This window comes from Micavibrio aeruginosavorus EPB, assembly GCF_000348745.1.
GTDB lineage: Bacteria > Pseudomonadota > Alphaproteobacteria > Micavibrionales > Micavibrionaceae > Micavibrio > Micavibrio aeruginosavorus_A.
Genome location: NC_020812.1, coordinates 1,856,169 through 1,873,646 on the forward strand (window position 1 = coordinate 1,856,169; position 17,478 = coordinate 1,873,646).

Genomic DNA, 17,478 nt, shown 5'->3' on the forward strand with positions numbered 1-17,478 from the left:
GTTTTTGAAACCCTTGGCTGGCCCCGCAAAAAAACAGGCCCGCACCCCCAAACACCCCCGGCATAACCCGCAGAAATCCACAGTTTTCACCCCCACGCCCTCAAAACGAAATTTTATTATGAAAAAATTGATTGCCCCGCAAGATTCGTTATGGTAAACCATCGATCGTCCTGGCGACAGTGTGTGGAACCAGGGCATGTGTGTGAAAACGAAAAACGGGCGCAATACCGCGCCCACAATTTGTGTGTGGGGAGATTTTCCATGATTGCTATTCTGTTACTTCTGACCTTGGCCATTAATGGCGGCCTGTATGTGGGCACCATTTTGCACACCGCTGTCGAAACCGCGCGGTTCGATCAAGTTCTGGACGTTTACCAAAAACTTTGGGGCTAGGACCCGTTTCAACAACGGGGAAGCATCCAGGAAAAAAGCCGCCCCTTTGACCGGGCGGCTTTTTACAAATCAAATAAAAAAACCAGAGCGTCTGTAAGCCGGGTTCTGTCACCATCCGCCCCCGAAAGGACAGATGATGGATGGCCATTCATCTGGGATGCGTGTTACCACGCACCTCAAGCAACCAACCCGGGCCGCGATGCGGAAACGCACCATATGCGGCCCCTATTCGGTCTTGCGTCCGGTGGGGTTTGCCATGCCGTCCCTGTTACCAGGTCCGCGGTGCGCTCTTACCGCACCGTTTCGCCCTTACCTGTGATCCCGAAGGATCCATCGGCGGTTTGTTTTCTGTTGCACTGTCCGTCGGGTCGCCCCGCCCGGGTGTTACCCGGCACCGTGTTTCCGTGAAGCCCGGACTTTCCTCACCCATCTTGCGACAGGCGCGGCCATCCGACCCTCTGGCGGGCACACCATCGAGGAAATTGAGGGGTTTTGCAAGAAATTATGGCGCGGGGGCCGCGGTGACGGTGTTTTTCATCCGCAACAGCCAATGCAATCGCGCCGCCAGTTCCCGGTCACTGCGCCCACGGCGAGCCGGGTCGATAAAGGCATCGGGTTGAAAATGGCGCTGAAACGCCGGGATCAGCTCATCCAGTTTCAGACGCGGGTCATACCCATATTCCGTCAAGGCCCGGTGCAAATCCGCCGCATTGCCAAGGAAGATATCACCCAGATCGTAATCGCGCTGATCCGGTTGCGGCCACAGGCCAATGCCGCGTGCGGCCAACCATGCCCAATCCAGTTTTTCACCCGGATCGGGTTTACGCGTGGGTGCAATGTCGGAATGCCCCAGAACGTAATGCGCCGGAATCGGATTGCGCGACAGAATACCCCGCACCAGAATGGCCAACGCATCCATCTGCGCCTGGGTGAAATCAACATATCCGTAATTGATGCCGGGGTTGACGATTTCAATCCCGATGGAATGGCTGTTGATATCATCACGCCCATCCCACCATGACGCCCCGGCATGCCAGGCCCGTTTATCTTCGGCCACGAATTGTGTGACGGTTCCATCGTAATCAATCATGTAATGCGGACTGACCGGACCCGGCGATTTTAGTTTCGGCGGGTTCGCGTCCATATACACGTCTTCGGCATCCTGCGCCGTTTTTGTTCCGGTGTAATGCAGGATCAGAACGGTTGGCGCAACACCGCCCGCCCGTTCATTGAAGTTTGGTGAATTTTTTGTCCGCATGGTCATGGTTTATTATGCCGCTTTCTTCAAACCCTTTTGCACACCCCAGTCCGAGATAAAACGCAAAACCAGTTTGGTCAGTTTTTGTCCGGCAATCGCCGCCCATTCAATGGTCTGGTCGTGGCTCAGGGCTTCTTCGCTCATACCCGCGGCCATGTTTGTGATGGCGGAACACCCGACAACCTTCAAACCGCAATGGCGGGCAATGATGCATTCGGATACGGTCGACATACCAACCGAATCCGCGCCCATCGCCTTGACCATGCGGATTTCCGCCGGGGTTTCGAATGTGGGGCCGAGGAAACCGGCATAGGTCCCTTCGATCAGCGGCGTGCCAATCGCGGCCGCCGCATTGAACAAGGTTGCGCGCAATTCGGCATCATACGCATTGTCCATCGGCGGGAAGCGCGGCCCCCACGCATCGTCATTCGGCCCCGCCAGAACGTTCAGGCCCGTGAAATTGATTTGATCGGCAATGGCAATCAATTCGCCCGCCGGTGCTTCGTGACGCAGTGACCCTGCCGCGTTGGTCAGGAACAAAACCTCAACCCCCAGCGTTTTCATCGTGCGGATCATCACCTTCAACGGGGCCGGGCCCACACCTTCGTACAAATGCGCGCGGCCCTTCAGAAAGATGGCCGGAACCCCTTCAATGGTGCCCGCAATCAACGTGCCGGCATGCCCTTCAACACTGGGGCGCGGGAAACCGGGAAGATCGGTGTAGGGAATCGTGGCCACGACATCCGCCGCATCCGCCACCCCGCCCAGACCAGAGCCCAGGATCACGGCGATTTTCGGCTGCATCCCATTCAGATGCTTCAAAATGATATTGGTGGATTCAGCAATCGCGATATCCAGATTCTCATTGTCTTTCTTACGGCCAAAAATGCTCATTCTTCGGGTTCCTCTTCTTCGTCGTGAATTGTAAACAAAAACGCCATTCCGACAATCCAGAACAGCAGAATACTGACCATACCAGCGCGTTGCGTTTCAAAGGTCGCAACGGCCAGCCCATAAACAAACGGCCCCACCATCGCCACGGCCCGCCCGGTAAAGGAATACAGACCATAAGATTGCGCGACCAGTTCCGGCGGCGACAGGCGCGCGACATAGGTCCGGCTGGCCGATTGCACCGGGCCGATAAACAGGCCAAGCGCCAGCGCCAGGAACGTAAACAGCATTTTATCCTGTGCCAGCAAGACAGCAGCCCCGGCCAAGATCAATCCGGTCAGCGACAGGATCAACGTCTGGCGCGATCCGCGATCATCATCCATGCCCGCGAACAACGCCGCCCCGATGCCCGATGATACGTTCAACAAAATGGCAAAGATCAGCAAGTCGGTGAACGACATGGCGAACGTCGCCGCCGCGTACAATCCACCCATGGCAAACAAGGTATTCAAACCATCACGGTAAATGGCGCTGCCGATCAGGAAACGCACCATGTTTTTCTGCCGTCCAACAGTGTGGACGGATTCTTTCAACTGGCGCAAACCGCGGCGCACAGATTCCATGACGGAGATTTGTGACCGTGCCACGTCCCCCGTCCAGATCAGCATCGGGATGGTAAACAACCCAAACCACACGGCCACCAGCGGCGCGACAAGACGCAGATTCTGCCCGCCGTCTTCCGATACGGGAAGGAAGGGCGGAACATCACCAAGCCCCACCAACCCAAACAGGGACAGCGCCAGACAAATCAGCCCGCCCATATATCCCATACCCCACGCCCACCCGGACACACGGCCGATCAAACGGTGCGGCGCGATATGGGGCAACATGGCATTGTTGAACACCAGCGCAATTTCATAGGCCACGTTCGCCATGACAAGCAACGTCAACACAAAGGCGATATTACCCGGCGAGCCATTCGGTTCGCCGAAATACATCAGGGCCGTGCAAATAATGCAAATCGCACTGAAAATTCCGACCCAGGGTTTACGGGCGCCAAAATGGTCGGCAATCGCCCCCAAAACCGGGCTGAGCACCGCGATGATCAAACCGGAAATACCGATCGCCATTCCCCATTGCGCCGTTCCGGACACTTCGTTACCAACAATATTGCGGGCAAAAAAGACGGAGAAAATAAACGTGATAATCACCGTGGCGAAAGCCGAGTTGGCCCAGTCATACAGGCACCACGCCGCAATTGATCGCCGTGTTGTGCGATCAAGCGGTAAAGACGGCGATGGGACCGCTGGCGCGGCCATACCGGAAGACCCAATCATAAGGGGGCCTTTTCTCCTGTTTCCAATGAATTAGATAGTTATAATAGCTAAACGATTGGACCTGAAATGAAAAGCCGGATTTCCCGATTATCCCGTCCCTTTCCGCTGATTTTATTAGCGATTTTGCTCGCTTTTTATGCGTTTGCAGCAAAAGCGACCGATGGGACCATCACGGCCAAACCCAATAACCCTGATTTGGTGAGTACCATGCCCGACAATCTTCCAAAAGCGACCTTTGCCGGTGGATGTTTCTGGTGTCTGGAAAGTGAATTCAGAAAACAGCCCGGCGTTGTCTACACCGTCTCCGGCTATGCCGGGGGCCATGTTGAAAACCCCAGTTATGAACAGGTGAGCCAGGGCCGCACCGGCCATGCCGAAGCGCTGGAAATTTATTACGACCCTGAAAAAACGGATTACCAGACTTTGCTCGACCACTTCCTGCGCCGTGCGCATGACCCGACAACCAAGGATGCGCAATGGGTCGATCATGGATCGCAATATCGCTCAGCGATTTTTTACCATGACGATGCCCAGAAACAGATGGCCGAGGACACCATCGCCCGGATCAATGCCGAGAAAATTTACAAAAACCCCATCGTAACCGAAGTGGTTGCAGCGCCGACATTCTGGCCGGCGGAGGATTACCACCAGCAATATTACGAGAAGTATGAAGATCGCACCGGCCAGGCCCATGTCCGCGTGATCGCGAAAGAGAAAATAAAGTCGGAAAAATATGGCACAAAATAACGCATTGGATGGTGCCATATTGCACATCCGCCTGTCCCCCGGCGCATCATCGGACGGATTTCGCGGGTGGATGGTGGATGAACAAGGGCGCAATATCCTGAAAATCAGCGTGACCGCCATTGCCGAAAACGGCAAAGCCAATGACGCGCTGATCAAGCTCCTGTCCAAAACACTCAAGCACCCCAAAACCGCGATTGAAATTCGTAGCGGCCACACCGACCGGAACAAGGTTTTGTATTTTGATGGATTGGATGAAAGTTTGATTGAGGCCGCATTCCCAAAAACCTAGCCTCTACACTCGTCATCCCGGCACAGGTCAAATAAAAAAGGCACCCGATTGGGTGCCTTCTTATTGAAGAATGTAAGCCCCTATGTCGCGGCTTTCAGCAAGTCGGCCATAACGATATGCGTCACCGCGAACAGGTAATACCCGCCCAATTGATACGCGCTGTCGATGGCCACGGCATTCAACGGATAACCGGTATAAAACGCGCCCATAATTGTCGGCGGCATGGCAAAAGCCACCCACAGCAAACATGCCAGCGAAATCAAACCTGGTGCCGAATGAATATCCATCGCCACAACGAAGAAGGAGAAGAAGAACGCCGCCATCATCCACAGCATAAAGGACACAACAATCGGCAACGGCGTCGGGTGCATTTCACCCAGCCCCTTGCCGCGGGCTTCCACCCATTTCTTGCCCAAAACTTTCGGATGATACCAGAGCAAACCAAGAAGGAAGGCCGCCATACCCGATACAACGGTTTCAACGATCGGAAACGCAAAGCCTGAAAATTCCATTCTGATCCTCCTGATAAATTATTTTTAAAGATGACGCCCCAATTATGCCTGGCGCGCCACCATCAATTTTTTCAATTCGGCAATCGCCTTCGCCGGGTTCAACCCCTTCGGACAGGCGTTGGTGCAGTTCATGATCGTGTGGCAACGATACAGGCGGAACGGATCTTCCAGTTGATCCAGACGCTCGCCTGTGGCTTCGTCGCGGGAATCAATCACCCAGCGATAGGATTGCATCAAAATCGCCGGCCCCATGAAACGGTCACCATTCCACCAATAACTGGGGCACGATGTCGAGCAGCAGAAGCACAGAATGCACGCCGCCGGACCGCGGCCATCACTGCCGTTCAGCAGATCAGCATCTTCGGCGCTTTGCAGACGCTCGCGCGTCGGGGCCGGGGATTCCGTTTTCATCCACGGTTCAATCGATTGGTATTGCGCAACGATGTGCGTCTGGTCCGGGACCAGATCTTTCACCACCGGCATATGCGGCAACGGAGAAATTTTAGCATCGCCGCTGATCTCGCTGATCGGCTTCAAACAGGCGAGCGTGTTTTTGCCGTCAATGTTCATGGCGCAGGACCCGCAAATCCCCTCGCGGCAGGAACGGCGGAAGGTCAGCGTGGAATCGACGTCGTTCTTAATATGGATCAGCGCGTCCAAAACCATCGGGCCGCATTTTTCCAGATCGATTTCATAGCGATCTTCGCGCGGGTTTTCATCCGTCTCCGGATCCCAGCGGTAAATCTTGAAAGTCTTTTTCTTTTTCGCGCCCTCGCCCGCGGCTTTCACCGTGCGGCCGGGTTTGACTTTGGAATGCTGAGGCAGAGACAATTGAACCATGATGGCAGACGTCACATTGAAGTTTGTTGGAAAAACCCGCCCGTCGAATATTCCATAAAACAGTATAAATCGGGAGCGGTTACGCTTCCTTTAAAGTACGCTTTTGCAGGCGCAAAGAAAAGGCGAAAAAACGCCCTTTTCCTGTGAAAAATGTGCGGGTTAGACCGATTTGTCAGGAGGGATTGAACGACCCGGGCTTCAAAGACCGTAATGTGCCCACGGCGACACAGGCCCCCTTGATCCCCCCGTTCACAACGGTGGTGAAACGGCGGCTTAAATCGTTGATCTGCGCTTCATGGTGGGCACGCTGTACGGTGTCCAGCGTCGGCTGAAACTCCGCCTGCAGGCGCTGAATCTCATCGCCAATCGCCTTGCGGGCCTTTAACCGCAGGTCACGGGTCATGTCATTGACTTTATCATTGAAGGCGTCCCACAGGCTCCGGCGCGGGTCCGGCGGCCCACCAGCCCCTCCGCCACGGCGTCGTTCCTCCGCCTCGACATCATGCCAGGTGGCGGCGCGCACTTTGGGAATTTCATTATAATACGCCAAAATCGCATCCTTTCGCGGGACGAATACGACAAGTATCGCAATAAAATACCACGAAAAGTGTTAATGCAGCAATAAAATGCCCCTGCCCTTATGGCGAGGACCGCGTTATTTGGGCTTGTGAATCTGCTGGATTTGCCAGGTCACAAAATCCCGAACCGACACGGCCACGCGCCCATCCGGTCCGGCGGGGGGGAAATAATCGGGCGCGGCCCCTTCCGCCACCTGATTGAATTTCTTCAACGGGGTCAGGATGACATCGGGATTGGGATGCACGAAAAACACAATGGTCTGACGCGGGGAATGGGCTTCGACCCGGTGCCATGATGGTTTCAAATCATTGTTGGTCATCAACCCCAGCATCATGCCGCCATTCAGGATCAGCTCGTCATCGCCCTCCGCAACGACGGCATGCTCGTGACCATCGCGTGCCGTCACGAACAAGCCCGGTTCATCCGCGCGCAACCATGTCAGGAAGTTCAGGTCGAGGTGATTGGCAGCACTGCCCGCTTTCGGGTAATGCAGCAGACGCATCATGCTCAAACTATCCTGCAATTTATCATCAAAGAAATTTTCATCTTCGCCCATATACACAGCCAACGGCTTCACCACGCGGGCGGTCAGATCCTCAAACGCCGCATACAACGTTGTCATTGATGGCTTGAACGACGATTGACGCGGTACGGTCAGGATTTTCTGTTCCTGTCCGGCCAGTGGATGGCCCGATGGCAATCGGGTGCGAATATTCCATTGTTCTTTCATGTCCGGAATATTTTGCCCGCGCGCCGTTTCATGGTTGCGCGAATATCCGATCAATCCTTCGTTGCCATGATGCTGGTGACGATCTTTCGTCGCCGGGCGTTTGCGGAAAAACTGACGCGCATTGTCCTCGGCCTGGGTGATGATGTCTTTTGAAATGCCGTGGCCGCGCACGCGGACAAACCCGAAATCATGGAATGCCTTGCCAAAAGCGGCGGCGAACCCAACCGGGTCGGCATCATAGTCACGCAAATCAAAAACGGGGATCATGCCCGGTTACTCCCTGATAAGTGGTACTTTATTATTTTTCATACTGATTCCACAGGGGCGGCGGGCTGTAAAGCCCTCCCCGCGCGATTCGGGGGTCAATCCCGTACTTTTCAACGCCCACAGAGTCTGGCATCCTCGAACCCAGCCGATAACCCCGTCTTAAACAAAGGATATCCCCATGCCCATCGTCCAGATCCATTTGATCGAAGGCCGCACCGTGGACCAAAAACGCGCGCTGGTCGAAAAAGTCACCGCCGCCGTCTGCGAATCCGTCAACGTCACCCCGGAACACGTCAAAATCATCCTGTCCGACATGGCCAAACATGATTACGCGATTGGCGGGGTATTGAAATTGGATGAGAAGAAGTAATCCGCACGCAAACGAACACAATAAAAAAGCCCCCGTTTACCGGGGGCTTTTGAATTTTTAGTACACACGCGCTTTCGGCGGGACTGGTTCGACTTCGTTGGTCAAGGTGTGCAGGTTGACCGGGCGGTAGCCGATGGAGTGGCTGCCATCCGCACCCACCCATGTCACACTGTGCTTCAACCAGTTTTGGTCATCGCGTTCGGAGAAATCTTCACGCGCGTGGGCGCCACGGCTTTCCTGACGGTTCAGGGCCGATTGGATCGTGGCGACGGATTGATACAACAGGTTATCCAGCTCCAGCGTTTCAACCAGATCGGTGTTGAACACCAGGGATCGATCGCTGACACCAATATCACCGCGTGCGGCAAAGCACTTCGCGATTTTCTCGCACCCTTCGGCCAGAACATCGCCGGTGCGGAAAACGGCGGCGTGGTCCTGCATCGCCTTTTGCATTTCTAGGCGCAGTTTCGCCGTCGGGGTTGAACCCGATGCGTTGCGGTAGCCATCGAAACGCGCCAGCGCGCCATCCAGATGATCGGACGGCAAGGCACGGTGCGGGGCACCGGGGCGAACAATATCCGCCGCACGGATCGCCGCGGCCCGGCCAAACACGACCAGATCGAGCAGAGAGTTCGAGCCCAAACGGTTCGCGCCGTGAACGGATACGCATGCCGCTTCACCAATCGCCATCAGGCCCGGCACAACGCGGTGCGGATCATTGGCGGTCGGGTTCAGCACTTCGGTATTCACGTTGGTCGGAATGCCACCCATGTTGTAGTGAACGGTCGGCAGAACCGGAATCGGTTCCTTCGTCACATCAACACCGGCAAACACGCGGGCGGATTCGGCAATACCCGGCAGACGGGAATGGATGATATCCGGGTCCAAATGTTCAAGGTGCAGGTGAATATGATCCTTGTCCTTGCCAACGCCGCGCCCTTCGCGAATTTCGATGGTCATGGAGCGGGATACAACGTCACGCGACGCCAGGTCCTTCGCGCTCGGCGCGTAACGTTCCATGAAACGCTCGCCCTCGCTGTTGGTCAGGTAACCGCCCTCGCCACGCACACCTTCGGTGATCAGGCAACCGGCACCGTAAATGCCCGTCGGGTGGAATTGAACGAATTCCATGTCCTGCATCGGCAGGCCGGCGCGCAGAACCATACCGCCGCCATCACCCGTGCAGGTGTGTGCCGACGTGCAGGAGAAATACGCACGGCCATATCCGCCCGTGGCCAGAACGGTCTGGTGACCGCGGAAACGGTGCAATGTGCCCGTGTTCAAATCCCACGCCAAAACGCCCGCGCATTCGCCGTCCGGCGTCATGATCAGGTCGAGGGCGAAATATTCAACGAAGAATTCAGCCTTATGCTTCAACGCCTGTTGATACAGCGTGTGCAAAATGGCGTGGCCCGTCCGGTCCGCCGCCGCACACGTCCGCTGGGCCGTGCCCTTGCCGTAGTGCGTGGTCATGCCGCCGAAGGCGCGTTGATAAATTTTTCCTTCCGGTGTGCGGGAAAACGGCACGCCGTAATGCTCCAGTTCGATAATCGCCGGAATGGCTTCGCGGCACATATATTCGATGGCATCCTGGTCGCCCAGCCAGTCCGACCCCTTGATGGTGTCATAGAAGTGGAAGCGCCAGTCATCTTCACCCATGTTACCCAGCGCGGCGGAAATACCGCCCTGTGCCGCAACGGTGTGGGAGCGTGTCGGGAACACTTTGGTGATACAGGCGGTTTTCAAACCCTTTTCCGCCATGCCGAACGTGGCGCGCAGACCCGCCCCGCCGCCACCGACAACGATGACATCATAGAAATGATCGACGATTTGATACGCGTTGGTCATGGTTATGCGCCCTTACGCAAATGCGATTTTGAGGATGGAGAAAATACCGGCAACGCCAGCAGCAATAAACGCCAGACGGATCGCCGCCAGCTTCACGATTTTGAATCCTTCGTTATGCACGTAGTCCTCAACCACCACCTGTGTGCCCAGAACGGCATGGTAGAAGGTCGACAGGATCGTCAGAATCATCAATACCGCATTGACCGGATGCGCCAGCCATACCGTGAACGTGTCATACGTCCACACCGGCATTTGCGTGACCGTCCAGATCAACCAGCCCATCAGGCCCAGGTTGGACACAGCCGTAATGCGCTGGTGCCACCAATGCGTCACACCGGAATGGGCCGCGCCCAGACCACGCGCACGCGCCAACGGGTTTTTATGCGGTGTATCGTTCCATTTCATCGACATGTTCAAAACCCCGATTAAAATTGTTTCAGCGCGATCAGCATGGAGTCCACATCGGACCACGGGCACATATGCCACCACAACGCCGCCGTCGCCGCGAGCGCACCCAGCACAACCAGCCAGCCGCTACTCTTCGCCGTTTTAATTTCAAAACCGCGCCCGATGTCCCAGAACAGGTGACGAATACCGTTCAACCCGTGGAAAATCAGCGCAAAGGTCCAACCGACCAGAAACAGCGTACCCACCGGGTGCGATGCCGCCCGCTGGAAAAAGGCATAAGCCTCTGGCCCGATGGCGGCCGCAACCAGCATCCAGACCAGCACAAAGGCACCAATCGCCAGAGCGATTCCGCTCATCCGATGCAGGATGGACAGCGCCATGGTGATTTCCCAGCGATAAATCTGAATATGGGGGGATAGCGGACGGGGCCGTTTAGACGTGGTGGTCGGTTGCATGGACGCTCCGGCAAAAGACAAAAACAGATTGAATTCAGGCGGTTATAATAATACCGCGCCGCATGAATGCAACCCTCTTTCGGCGGAGAATCCCCAAAATAAAAAGATGATTTTTGTTTTAAATCAAATAGATAGAATTATTCACTGGGCTTAAACGCCAACGCCACGCCGTTCATGCAATAGCGCAAGCCCGTCGGGGCCGGGCCATCTTCGAACACGTGACCCAGATGACCGCCGCAATTGGAACAATGAACCTCGGTCCGCCCCACGCCGATTTTATAATCGGTGGACGTCCCGACCGCATCCGGGGCGATCGGCTGGGTAAAGGATGGCCAACCCGTACCGGAATTGTATTTATCCGACGATTTAAACAGGGCCTGATCACACCCGGCACAATGAAACACACCCGCCCGCTTTTCATCATTCAGTGGCGAGGTAAAAGCCCGTTCCGTTCCGTGATCGCGCAGGACGTGATAGGCCTCGGGGCTCAAGCGTTTTTTCCATTCCGCATCCGACAGAGTGAAGGGAAAGGCTTTCGTATCTTGTGTCGTTTTCTTTTCGCCGAAGAGACCCATGGCCCATGCTCCTTGTGTCAGAATGGTGGCGGCACCCACAGCCCCAATGCCAGATAAAAATGCGCGTCTGCTGATCATGACTGATACCCTTTTCTCCCAATAAGAATAGACCTCTGCCCACAAATAACCAGAGGTCTAAAAATACGCGAAAAATAAGGCGATCTTATGGTTGGGCATCAAACCAGCTGCGCGGCAGGGCGTTGGGGGCCGCATATTTCTTTTCGCTGCTGACACTGCGCTCCAGATTGGCCCAAACGTTGAACACTTCCTGCAGGCTGGTCGGCCCGGCATAGGGTTCACCCCGGTTTTTCAACACGGTAAACCAGGGCAGATATTGCGTCTTTTCGATGGCATGAAAAACATCCACGACAATATCCTGTCCACACGCCGCAACATTATAAAACGCGCGCGCCGTTTTCACCGGCATCAACAACATGTTGTTTTTATACAATCGCACATCATGCGGATCGGGGGACATGGCAATGGCCAAACGCAACGCGTTTGTTTTTTCGCGCATAGATTCAACATCGGGCATCACAAAGCCGTTTTGAATCGCTTCCGCCACAATGGCCTGATGCAATGTGCTGTCCAGCACGGCATCCATGCGATTTAACATCGCACAGCTTTCAAGATACAGGACCAAATAGGCCCGGTAGATCATTGGGTGGACTAAAACGTCCCTGTTTCTTACTGGGGCACTCATTGGCTGGCCTCCTATTTTTTTATATATCCGGGCTCCCTGCACCCGGCCTTCATCAGACGGTTACATATACTCCCGCGCCAGAATTTCTGCAATCTGGACGGCGTTCAGGGCGGCCCCTTTCCGTAAGTTGTCCGCAACACACCAGAAATTCAGGCCATTTTCGACCGTTGCATCCTCGCGCACGCGGCTGACGAACACGTTATCCTCACCCGCGATTTCAGCCGGGGTGACATATTCCATTTCGCTTTCCAGATCGATCAGGGTGATGCCCGGCGCGCCCTGTAACGCCCGTTTGGCCATGGTGGCATCAATATCATTTTCAAATTCTACATTCACCATGGCGGCATGGCCGATAAACACCGGAACACGCACGCAGTTGGCGCAGACCTTGATTTTCGGATCGAGGATTTTCTTCGTCTCCACCACCATCTTCCATTCTTCTTTCGTCATGTGATCATCCATGAACATGTCGATTTGCGGAATGACGTTGAAAGCAATGGTTTTCGTGAAGACTTCCGGGGCGGGCGCATTGTTCATGAACACGCCGCGCGTCTGGTTGAACAATTCATCCATCGCGTCCTTGCCCGCGCCGGATACGGATTGGTATGTCGACACGACAACGCGCTTCGCAATGGCCAGATCATGCAACGGCTTCAACGCGACAACCATTTGAATGGTGGAACAGTTCGGGTTGGCGATGATGCCTTTCTTTTTGTAATCGGCAATCGCATGGGCGTTCACCTCGGGCACCACCAGCGGGACATCCGGGTCCATGCGGAAATGGCTGGTGTTATCAATCACCACCGCGCCGGCCGCCGCCGCGCGGGGGGCGAATTCCGCCGACACCTTTGCGCCGGGGGATGACAGGACAATATCCGTGCCCTTGAAATCATATTTCGCCAGATCCTGGATTTTCAGCGTATCGTCGCCAAAGGATACTTCACGCCCCGCCGACCGCGATGACGCCAAAGCCACAATATCGTCCACCGGGAAATTCCGTTCGGTCAGCGTCGCCAGCATTTCCCGCCCGACATTGCCCGAAGCCCCGACGACCGCCACTTTGTAACCCATAAGAACCCTCATTTTCCGGTAGATGAAATTAACCTTCCTTGTGATAGGATGAACGGGTTTGGAAGACAAGCCCCCCTTAAGACAGGCCCGTACAACCCACCATGTCCCGCCTTACGCAAAATCGGGAATTTTTTGAAAATGTGCCGCTGGGCCTGTGCCTGCTGCGCCGTGGTCCGGCACCGGAAAATGCGGGACCGTTGGATATCCTGTTTGCAAACCATGCCCTGATTTACATGCTCCGCCCGCCCAAGGGGATAGAGGGCCCCGCGATCGCCGGCCCCTTCGACGTCGTTGGCTGGTCGCTGGACGACATCTGGCCCAGCCCGTCCATCTGCGATCTGGTCAAAAAGCTGAAAAGCGGGCAACCGCCACGCGACATCACCCTGCCCATCTATGATGATGATGATGGCCGCCAACGGTGGGCCAAAATCACGGTCAGCGAAACGGAATTCGAAGGGACCCCCTGCTACGCGCTGTGGGTGACGGATATTTCCGCCACCAAAGAAGCCGAAGCAAAATTACAGCAGGCCGTGCAGGAAGCCGACCAGGCCGCCGAAATGAAATCGAATTTCCTGGCCACGATGAGCCATGAAATCCGCACCCCCATGCAATCTGTTTATGGTTTCCTCGAACTCATCTCCGAGGAAAAGCCGCCCGCCGCCATTCAAAATATGGTGGATACCGCCCGCGGGTCCGCCGCCGGATTGCTGGAAATTCTGGATGACATTCTCGATCTGGCCAAGATCGACGCCAATAAAATGGAATTGGATGTATTCGAAGTTCCCGTGCGCACATTGGTGCGCGGGATATTGGAGGCCTTGTCCGTCCGCGTCATTGGCAAGAACGTATCCCTGCTCGACAACATTGAATCCGATGTGCCGTTCGTGATCATTGGCGATCCGAAACGCTTGCGCCAGATCATCATGAACCTGGCGGGCAACGCGCTGAAATTCACGGAAAGCGGGTCCGTCACCGTGCGGGTCAGTACCAAGGCCAAAGTGTTACAGCCCAAGGATAACGGCATCGTTCTGCGCATCGAAGTTGCCGACACCGGCATGGGCATGACACCGGACGTGATGGCCCGTTTGTTCCAGCCGTTTAATCAGGCCGACAATACAACATCGCGCAAATTCGGCGGGACCGGGTTGGGCCTGTCCATTTGCCGCCGTTTGGTTGAATTGATGGGTGGGCAGATCGGCGTTGACAGCACGCCGGGCGAAGGCTCCGTTTTCTGGTTCGAAATTCCGACGGAACAGGTCTCCACCGATTCCCCGACCGTCAACCTGCCCGCGTTGGACGGGCTGAGCATTTTGTCGGTTGAGGATCACCCGCAGGGCGCGCGCGAAATTGTCAAATCCCTGCAATCCATGGGGGCGACGGTTGAAAGTTGCGGCACGGTGGCCGAGGCCATGGATCTGGTGCAACGCCGTCCGTTCGACGTGGCCGTGATTGACCAGGGCTTGCCCGACGGGCTGGGGATCGATTTGATCCGCAATATCATGCAAATCCGCCCCTTTATGGGGTTGATCATGTACACGGTGCGGGATGACATCGGACTGCAACATACGTTGCAGTCTTTGGGCGTCACCTATCTCGCCAAACCGGCCAGCCGTTTGGGCCTGGGCACCGCCGTGATGGATGTGGCCAGCAAGGTCAGCCGCGTCAAAATCGACGGCCCGCGCCGTTTGTTGATTGCCGAAGATACGGCCAGCGTCCGCGCCGTTTTGGAACGCCAATTGCAAAAATTGGGCGTGGATGCCGATTTCGTTGTGAATGGACAGGATGCGCTCAATGCTCTTGAGACCGGGCTCTACGGCATCCTGCTCACCGACCTGCATATGCCGGGTGTGGATGGATATACGGTGGTGGCCACCATTCGCGATTCTGAACGGGACCGCGATGATGAATCGCACATGCCTGTCATCGCCCTGACCGCCGATGTACAGATGGCGCAACGCCAAACCTATCTGGCTTATGGGTTCGATGAATGTTTGTTGAAACCCGTATCGTTGGGGCAGTTTAAACGCCTGCTCATCCGCTGGGGCCTGTTGAACGAAGAGGGCGACGCCCCTGCATCATCCGACACTGCGCAAAACACCGCGGCACCATCCGGCGGCTCCATCGACATCCCCGCCTTGTGCGAACAGATGGGCACGGACCCCGCCGAAGCAATCGACATGATGCGGATGTTTGTCGACATGACCGCCGCGCAAATCGACGCCCTGCAACGTGAAGCCGCCTCCGGATCCTATGCCGACATCCGCGAAACAGCCCACAGTTTGAAAGGCGCCGCACGATCCGCCTGTTGCAACCGATTGGGCGACATCGCCGCGCAGATTCAAAGTGATGCGGAAAATAATGTCATCAACGCCAATTTGATCATCGCCGCCGCCAAGGAATTTGAATCAGTGCGGACGGCTGTTGCAGCGTTGTGATCTGATATTTTGATTTAAAATAAAGCAATATGGCGGGCATTTATCCGATCCCCATCGTTTCTCATTCCCGCGACTTCGTCGCCAGTAGCTTTATGCGAAGGGTGAAAGCGGGAATGACAAAAAGGAGGGAATTGAGAAAGCCCCTAAATCAGTTCGGGCAACCCGCTTCTTGGAACACCGCAGGAGAACCCTTGATCGTCATCCAGACGCGGAAGCAGGTTGAATTGGCTGGGCACTCAACACCGCCATCGGTATCCAGATCCACCGCACTGCCACCCGCGACAACCGTATCCGCCTCGCACTTGCCAAACTTTTCTTCCAGCTTAGCCAGCGCCGTTTGCAGATAGGAATCGCTCTTCGTCGTATGGGTCCAGAAGAAAATTCCGTCATCACCGTTATAATATTCCCATTTTTCAAACAAGGGCGGCGGCGGCGGCAGGAATTTTCCTGTCTCGGCCGTGAAGATGCGCTTGTGGTTATTATCATCACCGGGATTACCGGGGCAGCGCAGATATTCAACAAAATCATCTGTATCTGCGGGCGGTGTCGCACCGGTGAAATGTGTTGATGTTGGCTTGATCGGGAATTTTTTATTTGCGCCCGGGTCACTGCCCGTCGGGCTGTTATCAATCGTGTTATCCCCTTTTTCATGCAGGATCACACATTCCTGAATCGCGGTGCGGATATATTCCGCCTGCGATTCAATTTCCGAGATGGTTTTGAACGTATTCTGGCTCTGCGTCTGTTGTCCCGACGGCTCCATAAAGCTGAGCGTCAGCGCCGCCAGCAACGCAATGGCAATAAGGATGTAGACCAACGCACTGCCCCGCTCGTTCACGCGCGTATCCCGTCTCTGTACCATCATCAAACCGACACCCATTCCAATCACCTTTAAAAAATACCGTTGTTACTATTATACAAAAGAAAAGCTGGCCATCCAACCCTGGACGACCAGCCTTTCAAACTCAAGCGAAACAGGTCAATGCAAGGGGACGAAAACCCGCCCCCCAGCACGCATCTTACCGTTCAACCAGAACGTGGTAGTAGACGTATACGTTGCCACCCGCATCGTAGCAACCAAAAGGCTGACCTTTCAATGTATCACTGGCACCATCGCCAATAACTTCACCGGGCGTAGCTGCCAAAGCAGGGTAGCTATCGTTCATAAAGTCAGATGTTGCCCCTTCTTGTGCACCAGACGGAACATAAGCAGCTTCGCCGGTTGGAATGCTTGAACCGATCCCCAACTCTTCATTCATTTTCCGGCACACTGTTTGTGTAACACCCGGCAAATAGGCAATAAGATCGTTACCAGAGTTGCTTGCGGCATCAGTCAAACCGATATCCTGAATTTGGTTCTTCATGTTAAAATACCAGTTTCCTGCGGTATTTCCTCCACTTGACGCCATCATATCAGCAGGAGCATTCGTGAAAACTGCGCCTCCCCCTTGCGGATGGAATACAGCCGAACGCTCTTCATCTTCTGTTGTAATTTCATCGAAATCCGACGGCGGGTTGAACTTCAATTCATTCACGTCCGTCCCGGCAATAACCATCCGTACAATCGCCGTCCGCACACCGGCCGGGTACTGCGTCAACTGTGCCGAGCTGATCAAGGCAGTTTCACCGGATGCGTCACCAGACCCAGACCGGGTGGATTGCGTCACGGCGTAGGACAAAGCGGCAAACAACGCCACCGCGATCAGGATCAGGAACAACACGTTCCCGCGCTCCCCCGAACGTTTATTTTCAATCATTGTTGTGGTCATT

The 17,478-nt window shown here is 55.2% G+C and carries 20 protein-coding genes and 1 other RNA gene; 5 read left to right on the forward strand and 16 right to left on the reverse strand.

Annotation, left to right across the window (positions count from 1 at the left end; all coding sequences use genetic code 11):
- Positions 1-261 precede the first annotated feature (261 nt).
- Complete coding sequence (locus tag A11S_RS12160) at positions 262-393, forward strand: hypothetical protein (RefSeq protein ID WP_268744263.1); 132 nt, start codon at positions 262-264, stop codon at positions 391-393.
- A gap of 78 nt (positions 394-471) precedes the next feature.
- On the opposite strand, the gene rnpB is transcribed toward A11S_RS12160, so the two are convergent.
- From rnpB to A11S_RS08755, 4 genes are all read right to left on the reverse strand, one after another.
- An RNA gene (gene rnpB, locus A11S_RS11740) (RNase P RNA component class A) lies at positions 472-855 on the reverse strand.
- A 40-nt stretch (positions 856-895) separates the two neighbouring features.
- Positions 896-1,657 carry an N-acetylmuramoyl-L-alanine amidase gene (locus tag A11S_RS08745; RefSeq protein ID WP_015468153.1) on the reverse strand — a complete coding sequence of 254 codons (762 nt, stop codon included), beginning with the start codon at positions 1,655-1,657 and terminating at the stop codon, positions 896-898.
- Between the two features lie 6 nt (positions 1,658-1,663).
- Positions 1,664-2,545, reverse strand: a complete 882-nt coding sequence (locus tag A11S_RS08750) for a purine-nucleoside phosphorylase (RefSeq protein ID WP_015468154.1) — start codon at positions 2,543-2,545, stop codon at positions 1,664-1,666.
- Positions 2,542-3,879, reverse strand: a complete 1,338-nt coding sequence (locus A11S_RS08755; protein WP_015468155.1) for an MFS transporter — start codon at positions 3,877-3,879, stop codon at positions 2,542-2,544. The genes A11S_RS08750 and A11S_RS08755 overlap by 4 nt, the downstream gene beginning before the upstream one ends.
- Positions 3,880-4,086: 207 nt before the next feature.
- On the opposite strand from A11S_RS08755, the gene msrA reads away from it, so the two are divergent.
- Both msrA and A11S_RS08765 read left to right on the forward strand, forming a co-directional pair.
- A complete protein-coding gene (gene msrA, locus A11S_RS08760) occupies positions 4,087-4,626 on the forward strand; it encodes a peptide-methionine (S)-S-oxide reductase MsrA (RefSeq protein ID WP_235067724.1) in 540 nt (179 codons plus the stop codon).
- Positions 4,613-4,915 carry a DUF167 domain-containing protein gene (locus A11S_RS08765; RefSeq protein ID WP_015468157.1) on the forward strand — a complete coding sequence of 101 codons (303 nt, stop codon included), beginning with the start codon at positions 4,613-4,615 and terminating at the stop codon, positions 4,913-4,915. The genes msrA and A11S_RS08765 overlap by 14 nt, the downstream gene beginning before the upstream one ends.
- 80 nt (positions 4,916-4,995) lie before the next feature.
- Here A11S_RS08765 and A11S_RS08770 read toward each other — a convergent pair whose 3' ends face one another.
- The 4 genes from A11S_RS08770 to A11S_RS08785 all read right to left on the reverse strand — a co-directional run bounded on the left by A11S_RS08770 (position 4,996) and on the right by A11S_RS08785 (position 7,843).
- Positions 4,996-5,427 (reverse strand): DUF1761 domain-containing protein, encoded by a 432-nt coding sequence (locus A11S_RS08770; RefSeq protein ID WP_015468158.1) that lies wholly within the window; start codon positions 5,425-5,427, stop codon positions 4,996-4,998.
- A 42-nt stretch (positions 5,428-5,469) separates the two neighbouring features.
- Complete coding sequence (locus tag A11S_RS08775; RefSeq protein WP_015468159.1) at positions 5,470-6,267, reverse strand: succinate dehydrogenase iron-sulfur subunit; 798 nt, start codon at positions 6,265-6,267, stop codon at positions 5,470-5,472.
- A gap of 172 nt (positions 6,268-6,439) precedes the next feature.
- On the reverse strand, positions 6,440-6,817 hold the full coding sequence (locus A11S_RS08780) for a hypothetical protein (protein ID WP_015468161.1): 378 nt from the start codon (positions 6,815-6,817) through the stop codon (positions 6,440-6,442).
- Positions 6,818-6,922: 105 nt separating this feature from the next.
- Entirely contained in the window at positions 6,923-7,843 is a 921-nt protein-coding gene (locus tag A11S_RS08785) for a 2-oxoglutarate and iron-dependent oxygenase domain-containing protein (protein ID WP_015468162.1), read from the reverse strand.
- Between the two features lie 178 nt (positions 7,844-8,021).
- On the opposite strand from A11S_RS08785, the gene A11S_RS08790 reads away from it, so the two are divergent.
- Complete coding sequence (locus A11S_RS08790) at positions 8,022-8,213, forward strand: 4-oxalocrotonate tautomerase (RefSeq protein ID WP_015468163.1); 192 nt, start codon at positions 8,022-8,024, stop codon at positions 8,211-8,213.
- A 57-nt stretch (positions 8,214-8,270) separates the two neighbouring features.
- Here A11S_RS08790 and sdhA read toward each other — a convergent pair whose 3' ends face one another.
- The 6 genes from sdhA to A11S_RS08820 all read right to left on the reverse strand — a co-directional run bounded on the left by sdhA (position 8,271) and on the right by A11S_RS08820 (position 13,273).
- Positions 8,271-10,061 carry a succinate dehydrogenase flavoprotein subunit gene (gene sdhA, locus A11S_RS08795; protein WP_015468164.1) on the reverse strand — a complete coding sequence of 597 codons (1,791 nt, stop codon included), beginning with the start codon at positions 10,059-10,061 and terminating at the stop codon, positions 8,271-8,273.
- Positions 10,062-10,073: 12 nt separating this feature from the next.
- On the reverse strand, positions 10,074-10,472 hold the full coding sequence (gene sdhD, locus A11S_RS08800; protein ID WP_015468165.1) for a succinate dehydrogenase, hydrophobic membrane anchor protein: 399 nt from the start codon (positions 10,470-10,472) through the stop codon (positions 10,074-10,076).
- 14 nt (positions 10,473-10,486) lie between these two features.
- Positions 10,487-10,924: a succinate dehydrogenase, cytochrome b556 subunit gene (gene sdhC, locus A11S_RS08805; protein ID WP_041802637.1), complete on the reverse strand. Its 438-nt coding sequence runs from the start codon at positions 10,922-10,924 to the stop codon at positions 10,487-10,489.
- 137 nt (positions 10,925-11,061) lie between these two features.
- On the reverse strand, positions 11,062-11,577 hold the full coding sequence (msrB, locus tag A11S_RS08810) for a peptide-methionine (R)-S-oxide reductase MsrB (RefSeq protein WP_015468167.1): 516 nt from the start codon (positions 11,575-11,577) through the stop codon (positions 11,062-11,064).
- A gap of 85 nt (positions 11,578-11,662) precedes the next feature.
- Entirely contained in the window at positions 11,663-12,115 is a 453-nt protein-coding gene (locus A11S_RS08815) for a hypothetical protein (RefSeq protein ID WP_015468168.1), read from the reverse strand.
- 147 nt (positions 12,116-12,262) lie between these two features.
- Complete coding sequence (locus A11S_RS08820; protein ID WP_015468169.1) at positions 12,263-13,273, reverse strand: aspartate-semialdehyde dehydrogenase; 1,011 nt, start codon at positions 13,271-13,273, stop codon at positions 12,263-12,265.
- A gap of 101 nt (positions 13,274-13,374) precedes the next feature.
- Here A11S_RS08820 and A11S_RS08825 point away from each other — a divergent pair, with 101 nt between their 5' ends.
- Positions 13,375-15,708: a response regulator gene (locus A11S_RS08825; protein WP_015468170.1), complete on the forward strand. Its 2,334-nt coding sequence runs from the start codon at positions 13,375-13,377 to the stop codon at positions 15,706-15,708.
- Positions 15,709-15,856: 148 nt separating this feature from the next.
- Here A11S_RS08825 and A11S_RS08830 read toward each other — a convergent pair whose 3' ends face one another.
- Both A11S_RS08830 and A11S_RS08835 read right to left on the reverse strand, forming a co-directional pair.
- Positions 15,857-16,573, reverse strand: a complete 717-nt coding sequence (locus A11S_RS08830) for a hypothetical protein (RefSeq protein ID WP_148285127.1) — start codon at positions 16,571-16,573, stop codon at positions 15,857-15,859.
- Between the two features lie 154 nt (positions 16,574-16,727).
- Positions 16,728-17,477: a hypothetical protein gene (locus tag A11S_RS08835; RefSeq protein WP_015468172.1), complete on the reverse strand. Its 750-nt coding sequence runs from the start codon at positions 17,475-17,477 to the stop codon at positions 16,728-16,730.
- Between the last annotated feature and the right edge of the window lies 1 nt (position 17,478).